Source organism: Allobosea sp. LjRoot237, assembly GCF_964253285.1.
Lineage (GTDB): Bacteria > Pseudomonadota > Alphaproteobacteria > Rhizobiales > Beijerinckiaceae > Allobosea.
In genome coordinates this window covers 4,588,062-4,606,499 of sequence record NZ_CAXUQP020000001.1, presented here as the reverse complement: position 1 = coordinate 4,606,499, position 18,438 = coordinate 4,588,062, and the positions used below count along the sequence as shown (strand labels likewise).

Annotated in this window: 16 protein-coding genes; 15 read left to right on the top strand and 1 reads right to left on the bottom strand. The window is 64.3% G+C overall.

Annotated features, from left to right (window positions below):
- Nucleotides 1–27 precede the first annotated feature (27 nt).
- The 3 genes from ACSQ24_RS22470 (at nt 28) to ACSQ24_RS22460 (ending at nt 2,225) form a co-directional block, all read left to right on the top strand.
- Nucleotides 28–1,371, top strand: coding sequence for a glycoside hydrolase family 130 protein (locus ACSQ24_RS22470; RefSeq protein ID WP_436096829.1), 1,344 nt, complete (start codon nt 28–30; stop codon nt 1,369–1,371).
- Between the two features lie 14 nt (nt 1,372–1,385).
- The gene (locus ACSQ24_RS22465) at nt 1,386–1,625 is read left to right on the top strand and encodes a hypothetical protein (RefSeq protein WP_436096828.1); all 240 of its coding nucleotides are present in this window, start codon (nt 1,386–1,388) and stop codon (nt 1,623–1,625) included.
- Nucleotides 1,626–1,964: 339 nt separating this feature from the next.
- A complete protein-coding gene (locus tag ACSQ24_RS22460; RefSeq protein WP_436096827.1) occupies nt 1,965–2,225 on the top strand; it encodes a hypothetical protein in 261 nt (86 codons plus the stop codon).
- Nucleotides 2,226–2,256: 31 nt separating this feature from the next.
- Here the strand turns inward: ACSQ24_RS22460 and ACSQ24_RS22455 are convergent, their stop codons facing one another.
- Complete coding sequence (locus ACSQ24_RS22455; protein ID WP_436096826.1) at nt 2,257–2,523, bottom strand: hypothetical protein; 267 nt, start codon at nt 2,521–2,523, stop codon at nt 2,257–2,259.
- Between the two features lie 146 nt (nt 2,524–2,669).
- Between ACSQ24_RS22455 and ACSQ24_RS22450 the strand changes: the two genes are divergently transcribed.
- From ACSQ24_RS22450 to ACSQ24_RS22395, 12 genes are all read left to right on the top strand, one after another.
- Entirely contained in the window at nt 2,670–4,274 is a 1,605-nt protein-coding gene (locus ACSQ24_RS22450) for an alpha-amylase family glycosyl hydrolase (protein WP_436096825.1), read from the top strand.
- Nucleotides 4,275–4,293: 19 nt separating this feature from the next.
- Nucleotides 4,294–5,301 (top strand): glycosyltransferase family 4 protein, encoded by a 1,008-nt coding sequence (locus tag ACSQ24_RS22445; RefSeq protein ID WP_436096824.1) that lies wholly within the window; start codon nt 4,294–4,296, stop codon nt 5,299–5,301.
- Nucleotides 5,302–5,730: 429 nt separating this feature from the next.
- Entirely contained in the window at nt 5,731–6,159 is a 429-nt protein-coding gene (locus ACSQ24_RS22440; protein WP_436096823.1) for a YiiX/YebB-like N1pC/P60 family cysteine hydrolase, read from the top strand.
- Complete coding sequence (locus tag ACSQ24_RS22435) at nt 6,156–6,332, top strand: hypothetical protein (protein ID WP_436096822.1); 177 nt, start codon at nt 6,156–6,158, stop codon at nt 6,330–6,332. The genes ACSQ24_RS22440 and ACSQ24_RS22435 overlap by 4 nt, the downstream gene beginning before the upstream one ends.
- A gap of 70 nt (nt 6,333–6,402) precedes the next feature.
- Nucleotides 6,403–7,194, top strand: a complete 792-nt coding sequence (locus ACSQ24_RS22430; protein ID WP_436096821.1) for a hypothetical protein — start codon at nt 6,403–6,405, stop codon at nt 7,192–7,194.
- A 159-nt stretch (nt 7,195–7,353) separates the two neighbouring features.
- A complete protein-coding gene (locus ACSQ24_RS22425) occupies nt 7,354–8,445 on the top strand; it encodes a hypothetical protein (RefSeq protein ID WP_436096820.1) in 1,092 nt (363 codons plus the stop codon).
- Between the two features lie 289 nt (nt 8,446–8,734).
- A complete protein-coding gene (locus ACSQ24_RS22420) occupies nt 8,735–10,930 on the top strand; it encodes a DNA/RNA non-specific endonuclease (RefSeq protein ID WP_436096819.1) in 2,196 nt (731 codons plus the stop codon).
- Complete coding sequence (locus ACSQ24_RS22415) at nt 10,930–12,015, top strand: trypsin-like serine peptidase (RefSeq protein ID WP_436096818.1); 1,086 nt, start codon at nt 10,930–10,932, stop codon at nt 12,013–12,015. Before ACSQ24_RS22420 ends, ACSQ24_RS22415 begins: the two co-directional genes overlap by 1 nt.
- Before the next feature lie 10 nt (nt 12,016–12,025).
- Nucleotides 12,026–13,303: a hypothetical protein gene (locus ACSQ24_RS22410; RefSeq protein ID WP_436096817.1), complete on the top strand. Its 1,278-nt coding sequence runs from the start codon at nt 12,026–12,028 to the stop codon at nt 13,301–13,303.
- Nucleotides 13,300–15,870 carry a DNA/RNA non-specific endonuclease gene (locus ACSQ24_RS22405; protein ID WP_436096816.1) on the top strand — a complete coding sequence of 857 codons (2,571 nt, stop codon included), beginning with the start codon at nt 13,300–13,302 and terminating at the stop codon, nt 15,868–15,870. The genes ACSQ24_RS22410 and ACSQ24_RS22405 overlap by 4 nt, the downstream gene beginning before the upstream one ends.
- A 75-nt stretch (nt 15,871–15,945) precedes the next feature.
- A complete protein-coding gene (locus ACSQ24_RS22400; RefSeq protein ID WP_436096815.1) occupies nt 15,946–17,064 on the top strand; it encodes a hypothetical protein in 1,119 nt (372 codons plus the stop codon).
- 72 nt (nt 17,065–17,136) lie between these two features.
- Nucleotides 17,137–18,432: a hypothetical protein gene (locus ACSQ24_RS22395; protein ID WP_436096814.1), complete on the top strand. Its 1,296-nt coding sequence runs from the start codon at nt 17,137–17,139 to the stop codon at nt 18,430–18,432.
- Nucleotides 18,433–18,438 lie beyond the last annotated feature (6 nt).

Here is an 18,438-nt window from a genome sequence, read left to right as displayed (position 1 = left end):
ATCCGCACAAACCGACTTGGGGGCGACGTGTCGCAAGCCACCTTCCTGAACCGGCAGGCCTTGCACCTGTACCCGGATCCCGCCCGGGTCGTGGTGCGCCGCTTCGGGCCCTCGCCCGATCCGCGCGACATGAACCCCACGGACAAGCTCCGTGCGAACCACATCGTCGCTCGTGTGATGGGACTGGACCATGAGGCGGCAGCAAGCCAACTCGCCGAGGTGCTGGAGAATTTCAACGGCCGGCACCGGAACCTGCTGGAGCGCTTCGAGGCGCGCGCCGACGAAATGGAGGAGGTGTTCACGGCCCATGGCGCGTTCACCAGGACGCAGCGTCAGCTCGTCGGGTCCTACTTCCTGCACGAGTATTCGTTCGAGGCTGCGGCACTCTTCAACCCGAGCATCGTTTTGCACCCCGACCAGTCCGGTGCTCCGCCAGGCGGGTGTCGCTTCGTTCTCAGCGTGCGCGCGGTCGGCGAGGGGCATATCTCGTCCCTGACCTTCCGATCGGGCACGGTCGCCGCCGACGGCGGCCTGAGCGTCGATCCGACCTCGCGCCTCGCGACGATCGCGACCTTCCGCAACCGCATGGTGCGGGTCGATGGCGACGACGTCGAGGTGGTGTTCTCGCCGGATGGCGACATCAGCGAGCGGGTGATCTTTCCGATCACGGCCTCGCAGTCGAATGGGATCGAGGATGCGCGCTTCGTCGCGTTCGACGAGGGCGGGCGAACCGTGTTCCGCGCGACCTACACGGCCTATAACGGCAGGGGGATACGCTCCGAGCTGATCGAGACCACCGACTTCCTGTCATTCCGGATGTCGCCGCTACGAGGCAGCGCTGCCGTGAACAAGGGGATGGCGTTGTTTCCGCGCAAGATCGGCGGCCGCTACGCCATGATCGCGCGGCAGGACAACGAGAACCTCTATCTCGTCTATTCGGACGATCTCCTGAACTGGGATGGCGGGGTCGCGATCCTGAAGCCGCAATATCCCTGGGAGTTCATTCAGATCGGGACCTGCGGTTCGCCGATCGAGCTCGATGAGGGCTGGCTGCTGTTCACCCATGGCGTCGGCCCGGTGCGGCGCTATGCGATCGGCGCCGTCCTTCTCGACAAGAAGGATCCGTCGAGGGTGCTTGCGCGCTCACGCGAACCTCTGGTCCGACCGGAGCCGTCCGAGCGCGAGGGTTACGTTCCCAACGTCGTCTATACCTGCGGCGCGATGCGCCATGGGGGGCAGATCGTCCTGCCCTACGCGGTCTCCGATACGTACTGCAATTTTGCGACGATCAGGATCGAGGCACTGCTGCAGGCCCTCGATCCCGTTGATGCGGACGAGATCCATGATCTGCGGCAAGCCGCCTCTCCGTGAAAAGGAATATGAAAATGACCGAACATCAGCCCGTGATCCAACGCTCGATCGCGCTTGGGGACGTGGTCCGGCTTTCCTTCGGCTTCGCCGATCAATCCGGTGCCGGCGAGTATGAAATCGTGCGGATCATGCCGACGCGGGCGAGCGGCGAGCGTGAATATCGCGTGCGCGGCGCCGATGGACATGAACGGGCCATCGGGCACGATCAGATTGTTTCGGACAGCCTGAAGTCGGTACGCAGCCCCGCCTGGTGATGCCCGCTACGAGGCTCATCTCATCCCCCAAGCCGACACCCTCTGGAGAAGACACTTGGCTGAGAACTCGAGATCCCGCGCGACGGCAGATGCTGCGTTCCTGAGGACACAAACCCAATCATTGACGTGTAATCGCGTCCTTTCCGAGACGGAGACCATCAATCAGGCGCGCGACGCCAACACGGCGCGCTTGAAAGCGCTCCGGCTACAGAAGGAAGCGGCTGAGCTTGCCGCTGCGGCATCCGCGCCACCGACGCCCAAGCGCAAACGGACTATTTGACCGGCTCGATCCCGCACCTTGAGCCCGCCGGATTGCGGGTTCCGACTAACGGAGTTCGCTTGGACATCGATGTCACGCAGAAGCGGGATGGAACAGCCTGGTTGCTGACCGATCTGCTCGGCCGCGACATGGGATATATCGAGGACAGAGCAGAGGGCGAGTTTATGATCTATCCGGCGGGCCAGGCACTGCACATGATGGAGGCCATGCGCCGGGGACCCTTCAAATCCCTCGATGATGCACTTGCCGAGATCGAGCGCTTTACGCGAGGCACCTGCAGGCGCCTGCCCGCAGATGACGGGCCTGTTGGCGATGACTGAGCAAAGTCAGTCGCCGCAGCGCCGGCGCCGGTCAAACCGGCTCAGGGTCAACACCCTCAATGCGCCGCTTGAGCGGCGTGTCATCCGGCAGGTCGATCAGCTTCGCCTTGCGCGAGGCCTTGGCCTGATCGGAGATCGGAAGCCCCGAGAGCGCTTCATCGATATGGCGGCCTGCCACCGAGCGCGCCTTCCGCTGCTGCCGCTTCCTGACGACATTACGAGGCGCGTCTGCGGGGAGCGACAACTCCATGTCGTGATCGAGCGGCGGTGTGGGCGGGATGGTCGTGGAAATGGTCATGACGAGCCAACCACCGCCGGAGCCCTTTTGTTCCAGCCTGCGGCGATAGGTTCCGCGCGGGGCCTGCTCGGCGAAGAGAGGGAGAGAATTCACGCTCGTGCCTCCTCCGGCTCTCATGCCTCGCGCTCGCATGCGCTGATGCGGCGATGACCGTGCCATGGTGGCAGAGTGGGGTGATCTACCAGATCTACCCGCGCTCGTTTCAGGACACTAACGGCGATGGGATCGGCGACCTCAAGGGCATCGCGCGGCGGTTGGGCTACCTCGCCGAGCTCGGCGTCGATACGATCTGGATTTCGCCGATCTATCCCTCGCCGATGGCCGATTTCGGCTACGACGTCTCCGATTATTGCGACGTCGATCCACGCTTCGGCACGCTCGCCGATTTCGACGATCTCCTGGTGCAGGCCCATGCGCGCGGGCTCAAGGTTCTGCTCGACTTCGTGCCGAACCACACCTCCGACCAGCATCCCTGGTTCATGGAGAGCCGCTCCTCGCGCAGCAATCCGAAACGGGGCTGGTATCTCTGGCGTGATCCTGCCCCCGGGGGCGGGCCGCCCAACAACTGGATCAGTGATTTCGGCGGCCCGGCCTGGGAATGGGATGAGGCCAGCGGCCAGTACTACTACCATGCCTTCCTGAAGCAGCAGCCGGACCTCAATTGGCGCAATCCAGCGGTGCGGGCGGCGATGCACGACGTGCTGCGCTTCTGGTTCGACCGCGGCATCGACGGCTTCCGCATCGACGTGCTCTGGCATCTGGTCAAGGCCGCCGACTTTCCTGACAACCCGCCGAACCCGGCGTATCGGCCTGCGCTCGGCGAGATGGACCGCCTGCTCCAGCTGCATTCGACCGACCAGCCCGAGGTTCATGGCATCGCAGCCGACATGCGCACGCTCGCGGACGCGTATGGCGCGGCGAGGCAAGGCGAGCGCCTGCTGATCGGCGAGATCTACCTGCCGGTCGAGCGGCTCATGCGTTATTACGGCGAGGATCGGGCCGGTGTGCACCTGCCCTTCAACTTCCAGCTCATCGAGGCGCCCTGGCAGGCAAGGTCGCTGGCCGAGCTCATCGCCGCTTACGAGGCGGCGCTGCCGCCCGGCAGTTGGCCGAACTGGGTGCTCGGCAATCATGATCGCCCGCGCGCCGCGAGCAGAGTCGGGGAAAGCCAGGCCCGGGTCGCAGCGATGCTGCTGCTCACGCTGCGGGGCACGCCCACCCTCTATTATGGCGACGAACTCGGCCTGAGTGATGTGCCGCTCCCGCCCGATCAGATTCAGGATCCGCGCGAGCTGCGCGAGCCGGGAAAGGGCCTCGGGCGCGATCCGGTCCGCACGCCGATGCCGTGGGACGACAGTGCGGACGCCGGCTTCAGCACGGCTCGGCCCTGGCTGCCGCTCAATGCCGACTGGCCGGAGCGAAACGTGGTGCGGCAGCTGGCCGAGCCCGGCTCGATGCTGGCGCTGCATCGCCGGCTGCTTGCGGTCCGGCGCGCCCATCCCGCCCTGGCGATCGGCGATTTCGCGCTGCTCGACGCCGAGGGCGACGTCCTGGCCTATGAGCGTCGGCATGGTGCGGACCGGCTGGTCGTGGCGCTCAATCTCGGGGCGCGGCCGCAGCGCCTGGCCGTGCCGGAATGGGCGTATGATTGCCGCCCCCTCCTCTCCACGCTTGCCGACGTAACGCCGGTTCAGGACGGCGCATTGCTGCTGCGGCCCGACGAGGGCGTGATCCTGACGCTCGCCGACTGACCACAGGGGGGACGAACGCTTGCGCATCGCCATGCTGGCGCCGATCTCCTGGCGCACGCCGCCGCGTCACTACGGTCCATGGGAGCTGGTGACGAGCCTGCTGACCGAGGCGCTGGTGGCGCGCGGCGTCGACGTCACCCTGTTCGCCACAAGGGACAGTCACACGGCTGGCACCTTGGCCGGTGTCTGCCCGGCGCCCTATTCCGAGGATCCGACGATCGACGCCAAGGTCTGGGAGCTGCTGCACGTCGCCCATGTCTTCGAGCGCGCCGGCGAGTTCGATCTCATCCACAACCAGGCCGATTTCGTGCCGCTTGCCTTCTCGCGCCTGGTCGATACGCCCGTGGTGACGACGATCCATGGCTTCTCTTCGCCACGCATTCTGCCGGCCTTCAAGGCCTATGAGGACAAGGTCCACTATGTCGCGATCAGCGCCGCCGACCGGCACCCCGATCTGCGCTATGCGGCGACGATCCACCACGGCATCCGGATCGAGGATTTCCCGTTCGATCCGGTCGGGAGCGACGACCTGCTCTTCTTCGGGCGCATCCACCCCGACAAGGGCGCGGCCGAGGCGATCGCGGCAGCGCGCAGAGCCTGCCGACGGCTGGTCATGGCCGGTATCGTCCAGGACCGCGGCTATCACGACGCGCAGGTCGCACCGGCGCTTGCCGGCGAGAGCGTCGTCTATCTCGGCCCCGTCGGCGGCAGCGCTCGCACGCATGCGCTCGGCTCGGCAAAGGCGCTGCTGCATCTGATCAACTTCGAGGAGCCGTTCGGATTATCGGTCATCGAGGCGCTTGCCTGCGGAACGCCCGTCATCGCCTCCCGGCGCGGCTCGATGCCCGAGTTGATCGAGCACGGCGTGACCGGTTTCCTGGTCGACAGCGTCGACGAAGCCGTGGCTGCGATCGCGCGCCTGGAAGAGATAGACCGTGCCGCCTGCCGGGCGGCGGTCGCGGCGCGCTTCACCGTCGAGCGCATGGCTGATCGCTATCTCGAGCTGTACCGGTCGATCTTGGGCTGAAATATCGGCTCTCGGCGCGGCGTCGGCTCCCACTGGCAGGCTTCGAATGCGGTTTATGACGGGGTCTGCCACAGCGCGACCGCTCGCTGCACAAGCGGGTGCGGATCGGCGAGAGCTGACGACCGCACAATCAATGTCCGGTTCCGGGCCGCATGCCAACTTCTGCTCATGGCGCGAGGCGGTGGGAGTTCGCCCTAGCGAGGCAGTACCGGGGGATCTCTGCCGCTGGCGTGCCCTTGCGTTGTCAACTTCTACGTGCAGACATGTGCGAGGGGGACCAGATGGCGGTGACTATCAGAGGGGGAAGTCTGCCTAGATTGCTATTGTGGCGGCTAACCATCTAGGTCAATTACGGTCTTTACGATGCAGAACCTCAATCGAACGCTCGATCGGCAATTCAAAATGCTTGTTCAATAGGGGGAAGCAACGATGATCGAACTCCACGCAGGGGACATTCTCTTTCAGGACATTGGTTGCGGCGCCATATGTGATGCAATCAATGGTGTAGCACCGGGCTATCGTAATGCCGAAATCAACCACTGCGGGATCATCTACGCATCCGATTCCGATCTTGTCGTGCTGGAGGCCATTTATCCGTACGTAAGGGAGACAGCGGTCGGAGATTTCATGAAACGCAGCGTTGATGATCGGCGACGCCCGCGGATCATGATTGGACGCACTTCCGAACTAATCCGGCCGCTTGTCCCGCCGGCGCTCGCGTTCTGTCGTTCCTGCGTTGGTCAGCCCTACGACGCGCTTTTTAGCAACGACGATACTAGCTTCTACTGTAGCGAGATCATTGTTGATGGCTTCCGGGCCGCCAATGGGGGAAGCCGGTGTTCCCGGAGAGGCCTATGAGTTTCCGCGATCCGGTCACGGGTGCGATTCTGCCGTTCTGGCAGCGGTACTATGATGCGCTGAAGGCGCCCATCCCGCAGGGCGCACCGGGGTCAAATCCTGGCACGCTGTCTACCGATCCTCATATTGCGATCATTGCTCAGCTCGGCGATCTGCGGGGCGCGCCGGTATAGAAATTGAACTGAGCCAATTACGGCAAACCTCGCCAAATACTTTCGAGCGCCGTCAGTTTAGGGGAGAGAGATGGCCATCGACGATTTGCCTCTCAATGAAGAGGCTCCGGTAAATGCAAGCGAGTTGATCAAACGGCTTCGTTTTTGGGCGGGGGTCATCGCTCTGGGCGCGGCTGTTCTTGGCATTGTTTCAGGAAGGGCGCTGGGTGAAGGCTCGCTATCTCTCATCGCGAGTGGATTATTGCTGGCTGCATCGGTGCCAGATTCCAACAGCAATACGCCCAAAGAAATATTAACACAAATAAGAAATGAATTTAATATTAGAATTATATTATCAGGCCTAGTGAAATTGGTCAGGTATTTTTTTCAATACGGCGACTCCCTTATTCGTTTCATGCTTATTGTAGCGGCGTTCGGTGGGACGACGTGGGTGATCAAGGCTGCTATCGGGCTAAATTACATTCCGGACTGGATTGATGTCTGGATCAAGCGCCTTGGCCCTGGCCTCGCTCTGGTTTCAATTGTTCTTTATCCTGCATATTTAATCAGTAAACGACTTTTTGTGCTGTCGAATCAAAAGCGAGGAATTGACGTACATTCCTACGAAGCGCTTTTTTACATAAACATAATGATATTGTGCTTTGCCATTATAACATTTTTTACTGGCTTTCCACTTGAATCATTCTCTGGAATATCGACAACTGGTAATCGTCCAGCGCAAGCATTTACGTGGAATAAACGCGAAATTATCATTATTCTCTCGATAAACGCGATATCATTCATCTGGGCTGTGTGTTTCGCTGCGTGCTTGCTTTCGAAATATTTTGAATGGTCCTGGCGTGACAAGCCAATGAAGAGATAAACATCGTTGAGTTTGTAAGTGCGTCGGCTAGCCTTAGCTTGATGATAACTTGAGATCAGCCTCCTGAAGCAGGAGGGCTGTTCGCGGATCGGTGGAGCGGTCGTGACAGGGGTCTCGAAGCAGCGAAGCGCAGCTTGCATGGTAGCGAGGAGGATCGTCGTGAGCCTGTTTCAATGGATTGCGGACCGCATCAGCAAGGAGACCATCCAGCCGACATCGGCCTGGATTCCGAAGAACCAGGATTTGACGCTTCGGTCCGGGGTGGAAGCTCGCGCCGACGAGCATTACGTCCGACTCTGGTTCAGCGAGCTGTTCCTCGAGAAGGACGCGGAATGGTTCACGACGCGCTTCCCGCTAGGCTATTCGCTGATCGCCCATACCTATGGCGACCAGCCTAAGCTGGAGCTGTCCAATGTCGCAGGCAAGACACGTTTTGATATTCCCCAGGTCGAGCAAGGCCGTTCGATCCTGCGCAATTATGCCATGACACCTCTTGTGCCGTTCCGTGGCGGCACCATTGAGCTGGATTGCGGGCTGGTCTCGATGAAGGCGGGAGATTTGCTCGAAAGCTTTGCCAAGACGGTCGGGGACATTGCAGGCAAACTGAATGTACCGCAGGTCGCGACAGTGGCGGGTATCGCGTCGTCGATCGCCTCGGGCGTGCAGGAACTGCTGGGGGCCGGCGCGGCACGCACCGTCCTCGTCGCTCACGACATGTTCAAGAAGAATTCGCTCACCTCGGGGTATCTCCTCCTCGCCAGCTGCCCCCTGAAAGAGATCGACTGCAGCAAGCTCTGGATGACCACCGACGGCGTGCGCTACGGCTCCGCCCAGGATCGGCTCGTTCCGCTCGATCCGCAGGACTATTTAGTCGTTCACGTCGAGTGTCTCACGGAACGGGACGATTTCCAGTCCTTCAGCGCGATCGGCAAGCCCCTTGACGACGCGATCAAGGCGAAACTCGGCGGGCGCGACGACGAGGCGAAGCTCTTGCTCGTCCAGGCCAAGGTCGCGGCGCTCACGAGTCCGGACCTAACCAAGTCCGATGCCAAGCGAGTCATCGCGGCGCTCGATCGCTATTACAAAGACAGCCTCGGCCTTCTTGCCGATCAGACGGAGGCTCTCCAGGACGAGACCGTCGACGGCGGTGCGGAAGCCCGATCCCATCTGGAGCGGGCGATACACAGCTTGCCCGCCGAAGCGGTGCGGGATCTGCCGGATCCGACCCTGCTGGGAATCCTGAAGTCCTGAAGCCCTGTCGCTTGTCGAGCAGCCGCAGGCGGCTGCTTCTTCGGGATAGGGTAGGCGTCGGGCAACAGCGCCCGATCGCCTTATCCGCTCCGGAGTGACGTAGCGGCGCAGCGATAAGCTGCGCCGGCAAAAGCCTCCCGCGAATTTGCGATCTTCTCGCCTTGCGTCGAAATTATTTGAACAAGAAATTTCAACGTAGAAGACTAAAGTTTTCGATCTTGCAACCTTAGGGAAAGCGGATAAAAATCCGAGATTGGAGCTGTAGGAAATCTTACCATCGGAGTCAGCCGTGTCCGATCGTCCCGATTTTTCCGCTTATCTGAAATCCGTATCGCCCGGCGGCGACCCACGCGCCCTGCTGGACATGATCGGTGCCGAAAAGCAGGCCGCAGCGACGGAAACGATGGACCTCGCTGGGGCCGTCGCCGCGGCTTATTCCGGCCAGGAGATGTCGGACGCTCAGATCTATGCCACCGAGGCATTGATCCATCCGGAGATCCGTCCGGTTTTCGACGTCCTGCAGGATAGCTACCAGCCGGTGACGCATCCGCTGTGGCTACATCTTAATGGGCAGGATTTGAAAACCCGCATCGAGACGGCGATCCGCGCCAGCGGCCGGATCGAACTCAAGACCGGTTCCGCCCGCTACGGAGGCACCGGCTTCGTCGTCGGCGACGGGCTGCTGATGACGAACCGCCATGTCGCGGAGTTGTTCGCGCTCGGCCTCGGCGACAAGGACATCGTCTTCAAGCCCGACTTCGACCCGGGCTTCGATCTCAAGCGCGAGCGCGACGGCAAAAGCCAGCGGCTGAAAGTCCGACATGTCCGTCTCATCCATCCTTATTGGGATTGCGCGGTGCTCGAGGTAGAGGGGCTGCCGAAGACCGCCGGCAAGCTCTGCCTTTCGGCCGAGCCGATCGCGGCCCTCGCCAACCGTGAGGTCGTGCTGGTCGGCTATCCGGCCCAGGACCCACGCAATCCGCTGGACGAGCAGGATGACCTGCTGGACGGGGTGTTTCGCATCAAGCGGCTGGCTCCCGGCAAGCTCTCGGCTCCGATGGGCGCGGCGAGCTTCGGCAAGCTGGTGATGGCGCTGGGGCATGACGCCTCCACGCTCGGCGGGAACTCGGGCTCGGCCCTGTTCGATTTTCGCAGCGGCAAGGTGCTGGGGCTGCATTTCGGCGGCGCCTACAAGATCCGCAACACAGCCGTCGCTGCCGCCGATCTGGCGGCGGATCTGCATATGCACGATGCAGGCGTCAATTTTGAAGGCGCTCGCCCTTCCGCAGCGCCGTCATGGTCCGGCTGGTGGCAGCGCAGCTTCGCAGGCGAAGCGCCGGCCGCCGAGGCGACGGCAACGAACGCTGTCGCGCGACCAGCGCAACCACAAGGCGTCGTCTCGTCCGTCGGCGGCGACGGCGCGGTGATCCTGACCATCCCCTTGCAGATCACGGTGCAGCTCGGCACGCAGGTGCTCGCAGGCGCCGCGGCGGGAGCGACCACGGAGGCGATGGCCGAACCCTGGCGCGACCGCGACTACAGCCACCGCAACGGATACAAGGCGAACTTCCTCGGCGATGCGAAAGAGCTCGCCGTGCCTCCTCCGGTCCCGCAGGATCCCGCCGTGCTGGCCCGCACCAAGACCGGCGAAGCGGCACTGATCTACCAGAACTTCAGCATCGCCATGCATGCCGAACGCCGGCTGGCGCTGTTCGTCGCGAGCAACGTCACCGGCGAGCCCGAACTGCGCCGGCCCGACCCGCAAGCCATCTATACCCGCAAGGCGCTGTCGGGGCTCGGTGAGTCCGATCAGGAACGCTGGTTTCTCGACGACCGGATGGAGGAGCGATTCCAGGTCCCCGACTATTTCTACACCCGTGACGGCGGCAATTTCGACAAGGGTCATATCGCACGGCGCGATGATGTCGCCTTCGGCAAGACCTTCGAGGACCTGCGGCGTGCCAATGGCGACAGCTACCACGTCACCAATTGTTCGCCACAGATCGAGGGCTTCAACCGCTCCGCCAGCGGCGAGGACAACTGGGGCGATTTCGAGAACGTCGTGCTGTCGCAGGCGCGCAGCGAGCGGCTCTGCGTCTTCGCCGGGCCGGTTCTCGACGCTGAGGATTCGTGGTTCCTCGGCAAGGCAGCGCCGCGCCAGAAGATGATGCTGCGTGTTCCGACCCGCTTCTGGAAGGTGGTCGTGGCGCGAGCCGAGGAGAAGTTGGCGGTCTACGCGCTGCTGCTGGAGCAGGATCTGTCGGACATGCAGAAAGCCGCCGCGCCGCAGGATGGCACCGAATTCGTCCTGCCCGAGGCGTTCGAGAAGTCGCTGGTGCGGCTCAAGCACATCGAAGGCTGGACCGGGCTCACCTTCGACAAGTCACTGCATGACGCCGACCAGTATTTCAGCGATCGCGGTGTCGCCGCGGCCGTGCTGGCCGGAGCTGTCCGGCGCAGCCGCAAGAAGAAGGCGACAGCCTGATGGACGAGGTCCTCAAGGGCGAGCTGCGTGAGCGTCTGAGAGAGCGGTTCACCAAGACCGATCTCATCGACACCCTGCTGCGGCGCGCGACCGGCATCAGGCTGTTCGACGAATACGCCACGGAGATGACGCCGAAGAACCAGGTCATCAAGATCCTCGTCGATGCCATGGCCGACGAGGGGACGCTGAACCTGTTCCTGAAACAGGTCTACGACGAGAGCAAGTTCAAGCCAGAACTGCGCAATTGGTTGCGCGACAATTTCCCCGGCATGGAATCCCTGCCCAGTTTCGCGTTTCAGGAGCACGGTCAAGCGGCTGGCTCGACCGCCGCCCTTCAGAGTGGACTGCAGAGATATGTCCAGCCCGGCCTTCCTCCCATGGACGTGTTTCCCTGGCTGGCTTCGGGAGCAGCCAATGGCGGCCGCGTCTGCCGCGTCGAACTCAACCGCAGCGGCATCGGGACCGGCTTCCTGATCGGGCGTGACCTCGTCCTGACCAACTGGCACGTCGTCAGGAAGCTGGTGCCCGGCAACAAGACCGACGATCTCGCTTGCCGGTTCGATTTCGCCGCGTCGCCGGGCGGCGGCGTCAGCGATGGCCAGCCGATAGACGTCGCCGAGGATGGCATCCTGGCCTGGAGCCCGGCGGCCGTGACCGAGATGCCGGAGGTGGCGGAATTGCCGCAGCTCGGCCCCGACACGCTCGACTACGCGTTGCTCAAGCTCGACGAGCCGATCGGAGACAAACGCGGTTGGTTCGATCTGTCCGGCGATGCGCCGAAAGTGGAGATCGGCCATCCGCTCATCATCATCCAGCATCCCTTCGCCGCCCCACTCAAGCTGGCGCTCGACACCAGGGCCGTGCTGGCGCCGATACCGCCCGGCTTGCGCCTGCGCTACGCCACGAACACCGAGCACGGCTCGTCCGGCTCACCCGTACTGACGCTGGACTGGCGGCTGGTCGCCCTGCATCACCTCGGCGATCCGACGCCGGGCAAGCCGGCGTTCAACGAAGGCATTCCCATCGGCCTGATCCGCGACGCGCTCCACGACCAGGGGCATGGCGCACTGATCGTGGCGCCCTAGGGGACGTGGCGTGGCGACACTGTCGGAAGCCCAGATCCTGCAGCTGCGTCCCCTCCTCATGCCCTATGGGCGCGAAAAGCTCGAAAGTCTCGTGCGCGAGGCCACCGGCGAGAGGCGGATCGACACGGCATCCCCCGTCATCGATGCCGAGGCGTTTCCGAAATACATTCTCGATGACGCGAGCGGCACGGGCTATATCGACGTCCTGCTGCGGCTCATGCTGAAGCGCCCGGATTGCTCCCCCGAACTGCGGGCGGCGGCGCTCGCGATCTTTCCGAATCTCGCGGTCACCGAAAGCCCGTTCCCGGCTCTCGTGGCCGCTGCCGTCGAGGCCATCAATCAGCACACCGACCAGTTCTCAGAGGCCGCGACGAAACAGGCCGCGGCAACCTTTGCGGCGGCCCTCGCGCAATTGACGCGGTATCGCGGATTGCATGCCGCGATCATGCGCGTGTCGAACGCCGAGGTGCCGCAGCTGGGCGGCGCCGACAACGAGGATCGCGAGATCTTCCTTCAGGACGTCGATCGTTCGCTGTCGGAGATCGAGCGGGCGCTCGGCGAAGCGCGGGCGGCGTTCAAGGAAACGGACATCGCCATGGTCCCGCAGACGGCGTGGCTGAGCGGCTTCGACCGGGCGCTGGAAACGCTGCGCGTGGCCCGCCTTGGCAAGGATGCCGGCGCTGTGCTGGACATCATCGACGATGTCGTCGGCCAGGCGGCCTTCATGCTCGGCTACTTCAACGGCGTCATCGCATCGACCTGGGGCCTCCTGCCGTTCGAGCCGCTGGGACAGGCGATGGCGCCGGCGCAGCAACCTGGGGCGCCGGAAGCGGCAGTCGGCACGGCGCCTCTCGATGAGCTGCGCGCTGCGCTGAAGGCCATCATCGAGGAACATGACAACTGGCAGCAGGCCTATCGTGGCCTCGTGCGGCTCGACCGCTGTCTCAGAGCCCCGCCGCGCAACGCCTTCGTCGCCTTCACTGGCGCCTGGAGCCAAACGCGCCGCCCACTGGACAAGCTGATCGACGATCCCCGGTCCCTGCCCTGGGCGCGGCAAGCGCGCGAGGCGCAAAAGAACCTGCAGGATATCCTCACCGAACTCACGCTGAGGCCTACGAGCGACGATGAATTGAGCTCCCGCGCCCGAGCCATGCTGAGAGGCCCGCTCGATGATCTCCGGCGCATTTGCCAGAATCGCTTCCTGCGCGTCGCGATAGACCTGAAGACGCGACTCGGCGAGACGGCCACGCTGCAGGATTCGCTCTCGAAGCTGGGAGCCCTGCCATGAGCGCTGCTGCCGGAACACAGGATATCTTTGTCGAGCTCTGCACCGAAGATGCCGAGCTGCGGCTCACCCAGAAAGACCAGAAAGAGAAGAAGCCGGACTGGGGGCAAGTCCAGACCTTCCTCGATCGCGTCGCGTTGAGCGGGGAGAATATCGGCGACGAGCGCCGGCGCCGTTCCTTGCAGGCGATGATCAACTACTGGTCCGGCGAGCTGATCACGCGCGGCAAGGTCGGGGACTATTGGACCGCTCCGGCGCTGGCGAAGCCAGCTGGTGGTACCGATGCGGCGCGGAACGCCGCTGCCCCGGAGACCGCACGCCCGCCCACTTCAGCTCCAGCATCGCCTCCGCCTCCGTCTCCGCCATCGCCGGAGCGGAGCAGTCCAGCGGCCGCCACTGCCGCCCCCCTGCCGGAACCGGGCCTGTCCACCGCACGTGCCATCGAGATCGCCGCCAAGGGCGCGATCGACACCGTGCTGGGCACGGTACGGACCAGGCTGGGCGGCGGCCCCGCGGCGCCCAGCCCGGACGATCGGCCGACGGAACACGCCAGGAAGTTGATCCAGATCGCGGCGACCGCACGACGGTGGCGGGCGAACCCCGATTCCGGCTGGCTCTTGTCCGGCAGCGCGCTGCTGGAAGCCGAACGCTTCGTGCAGGACGATGACGACATCAGGGCCCTTGTTGTCGCAAGCCGGGATAACGTCACAAAGACCCGTAGACTGCGCTACCTGGCCGCCGGCTTTGGTGCAGCGATCCTGATCGCGCTGGTCGCCATCGTCCATTCCTACTACCAGCTCGAATTGGCACAGCGCAGACTGGAGGAAACGATTGCGGACAGGAACGCGCTTACCCAAGGGCTGAAGGAGCAGATCGACAGCAACGAACGGCAAAGGCAGGAGATCGAGGCCGCGGCGCAGCGGCAGCGGGCGATCGATCGGGAGCGCCAGGCCCAGTTCGACACAGTCCAGAGCGCCCTGCGTACCATGGCCGACGTCGTCAGGCAGGCGACAACCGACGGCAGGATCGACGCCTCCGCGATTCCCTCGACGCTGAGCCCCTATCTCAACGAAGTGACCGTCAGCCTGCCCCTGCTGCCGCCGGGCATCACGCTCTCGGGCTATGATCCGGCTTTCCTTTCGGGCGACGCGGTCACGAAGCTGGCGACCGCCATACCGCTGCCGAGATCGCGCGACGGCTCCGCCGCGACGGAGGCGAAGTATCTGAACTACAGTTTGGTCATGGCGGGCGAAGCTCGGCGCATGCCGCGCGTCGCCGCCGTCAACATCAAGCGCTCGGCGCTGGTTGCCCTGCGGCGCTTCCCGGTCGCATTCCAGCTCGACCCGCGCATCCCCCAGGGCTTGCAGGCGCCGGCGCAATGGTTCGCGGGCAACGATCTCGACCTGGGAACGCTGGTGAATGCGCGCGAGATCGCCTGGGGCGAGGCCTTTCCCGCCGATGCCACCGCGGCGGGGCGACGCGCAGACGCGATGGTGTCCGCCTACACCAATGTGACGCTGCAATATGACAACTTCAATCGTGGTGTCTGGAGCCTGGTGGAAACCTATGCGCGCCAGAACTTCGCCTCCGCTGCCGACCGCGTCACCGTCTTCTCCGGCCCCGTCCTCGCCCCGAACGACCCGCCCGGTCCCAATGGCGGACTGATCCCGCGCACCTTCTGGAAGGTCATGGTTGCCCGCAAGCCGGACGACCCCACCACGTTGCTGGTCGAGGCCTATCTCATCTCGCAGTTCGGTCCGGATGGCGCCAAGGTTCCGCAGCAGACGCCCTTCGACAGGAGAACGTCGCGCGTCTCGCTGGCAGCGCTGGAGAACCTGACCGGACTCGATTTCGGCGAAGTCCTCCGGACGGCGGATTCGGCGGCGACCATCGTCGCCGTCCCGCTCGACCTGAACGCCGCGATCGCCTCTCTCGACAGGATCAAGGACCCGTCCCGGGATGTGCGCCTCGCCACGATGCAGACGCTGCTCGACACGATCCGCAGCGTGCAGGTCTCGCCGACCGAGATCGCTCCCCTCGTCAACGCGATCGTCACCATGGCGGGCGATGCGTCGTTCAAGGCATTGACGCCGCAAGTGCGCGTCAATGTCGTGACGCTGCTCGCCGCCATCCCCAAGAGCTGGTGGGACCGCCCCGACTGGCTCGGCCTGAAGGCCACGGCCCGCCGGGCCGCAGCCGATGCAGTTGCGACACTGGGAGGCTGCGCGAGCGCGGGCGACGCCTGCGCGCAGCTTGCGCTCGCCAAGGAGCGGCTCGATTGGGGAGCTGCCAGCAACCGCATCGTCTATCTGCAGTTCGCTGGAATGGAGCGGGGCGATGTCCAGGCGATGTCGGCGCGGCTGGCCCAGCTCGGCTGGACCCTGCCGGGCCAGGAGCGCACGCCGGCTGCGGCGAAGCTGAACGAGGTTCGCTATGCCGACACGCCGGACGACAGGCGCGCGGCCGAACTGCTTGCTGCCGATTATCGCGTGCTGACCGGCCGTCCCCTTCGGACAGCCCGCAATCCTGACGTCAAGCGCGGCATCACCGAACTCTGGATCAGCCAATAGGCATCACCTGGATATCCCGACCCCGATCGCGCCGCTCGGGACCGGAAGCAAGGTAACGGCAACGGGAGAATTTCGATGGATGCGGCAGTCGTCGTCGCGCAGCGCGCGAAACTCGCGGAGCGCCCGGGCGGGCGCACCATCGCCACGTTGCGCGACGGAGCGGAGGTCACCGTCCTGGGTGGCCCGGCGAGTTGGGTCGAGGTCGAGGCGCAAGGCTACCGCGGCGTGGTTTCGCGGCGTGCCCTGCGGCCTGTCTCCGAGCCGGCCCTCGCGCAGGACAGCACGGAAGCCCCTGTCTCGATGCCGCCGCCGGCGAACCCCTCCGACATCACGGTCTCGGGGAACAAGGTGCTGGGTCCGGGGGGCATCCGCTTCGGCACGCTCCACAAGCTCGGCCTTTACAATTACGGCGCGACCAGCCTGAAGATGTTCTTCGCTCAGGACCCCGTCGCTTTTCCCAGCCTGCCGGGAAGCGTGCTGCGCGTCATGCAGGCTGTGTCCGACAACGAGGGAAAAATCGAGGCCATCAACACCTGGGACAACGCCATCCTGTCCTGCAGCCTGTACCAGTGGACGACCGCGGCCGGGACGGCGGGCGGCGAACTGCCCTATGCACTCGGCTTTCTGAAGCAGGATACGCCGGCGGCCTTCGCCAGCTATTTCGGCAGCCTAGGCCTCGACGTGCAGGTCCAGCCCGGCGCGACGACCGGCTACTTCCTGCTCGACGGGCAACGCCTCGACACCGGCGATGAGAAGGCCGAGCTGCGCAAGCATATCTGGGCCTACCGGTTCTGGCGGGCGGCCCACGAGGTCTCGGTCAGGCGTGCCTATGTGAAGGCTGCGATCGCGCGCATCGGTCACTTCTATCATCGCGGCATCGCGCAACTCGGCAACTGGCCGCTCTCGGCGTTCGTCTCCTCGGAGGTCGGCGTCGCCCAGGTACTGGACCAGCACGTCAATCGCCCGGGTCATGTGCCCAAGACGCTTGTGACCGCGATCCAGCGCTTCGCCTCATCCGGCGGCAGCGCCGACCCGGGAGGATGGAAGGATGCCGACGAGCGCCGGGTCATCGCGCTCTATCTCGAGGAGCGGACCAAGACGTCGATGACCCATTCCGCAAAGCGCGCCGAAGCGATCGCAGCCCACGTCACATCCGGCGCGCTGTCGGACAAACGTGGCAGCTTCTCAGGCTGAGAGCCGCCTTCGCCCGAGGTCACCAGCGGCCGGAGCCCACGAGCCTCGCCCGGTTACAACATGGAGGTCGATATGGTCGCCAGGACGTCCAGGAAGAACATGCAGACCGCCGCTTCGGCGCAGGCCGCTTCACTGCTCGGCCAAGCAGTACGCGGCGCGGTTCCTAATCCGGCGCTGGTCGAATGGTTCTGGCCCAAGGTCGAGGCGGAAGTCCTCGCCTACGACGGCCATCGCCAGAGGGCTCTTTTCCCGGTGCTCGACGCCGAAGCCTTCGAGGAGAGCCTGCGCGGCCTGGGCAAATCTGCCCGCATCGCGATGTTGCAGGACGCCATGCTCATCGCCCGCGGCGCCGCAAACGGCGATGCCGGCCTCGAAGGCGCCTTCGCCGATCTGAAGACAGAGTGGAATGCGCTGTCGGCCTTCGTCAGAACCAATGTCGACGGCGGCTTTGCAGCCTGGCCCAGACTGCGCACCGCCATGTTCGCGACCTTCGGGAAGCCGAATGATCCGGAAGCAGCGATCCTGAGGATCAATGCCTACTATGCGAGGCTGACCGCCGCTCGCTTCCCGAAGCAGTCCTTCGCCAGCCCGGTGCATTCCGAGGTGAAGGCACGGCTCGATCGCGCCTCGCAGGTGCTCGCGGCCAATGGCCAGGCTGGTGCCGCGAATCTGATCAAGAAGGTCGGCGGCTTCAACATCCGCAGGAACGTTAACGACGCCAGCAAGCTCAGCCTGCACTCCTTCGGCTGGGCGATCGACGTCGATTGGGACTTCAACCCGAACATCAAGAAGCCGCAGCTGCCCCTCGAGTTCATCGAGGCGGTCACGGGTGTGGACCTGTTCGGCCCCGAAAGCCAGAGGCTGCGCGCGCCCCGTCCCTATGCGGACGCGATTCGCGATGTCGAGGTGATGCGCAAGGCCAACGACGCCTATGTCGCGGCCTTCGCCAGCGTCGACGCCTTCGCCATCGCGTTCCGGTCGGTGCTGACCGGCAAGTTCGCCGGCCGCGTCGACGCGGCCGGCATGGCGCAGCTCGAAGCCTTCGCGGCAGCCGGGGACAAGGCCAGGATGGCGGCCCTGCTGGCGGCCAGTGGCGTGACGCCCGCTGCCAAGGCGGATACCGCAGCCACCTTCCTCCTCAAGGCGATCAAGCTGCGCAAGGCGTCCGCGGCCGCCAACGTCAGGCCCGGCGCGCTCGGCTCGGCGGAAAGCGTCACGAGATGGGGGTTCTTTACCATGCCGCCGCCCTTCGTGGCCGCCCTCGTCGCCCGGGAAGGAGCCGGCCTGTTCTGGCTCGGAGCCGCGAACGGGACGAAGGACTTCATGCATTTCGAGCTTTTCCAGGCTGACCAGCCGACACTCGCATGATGAGTA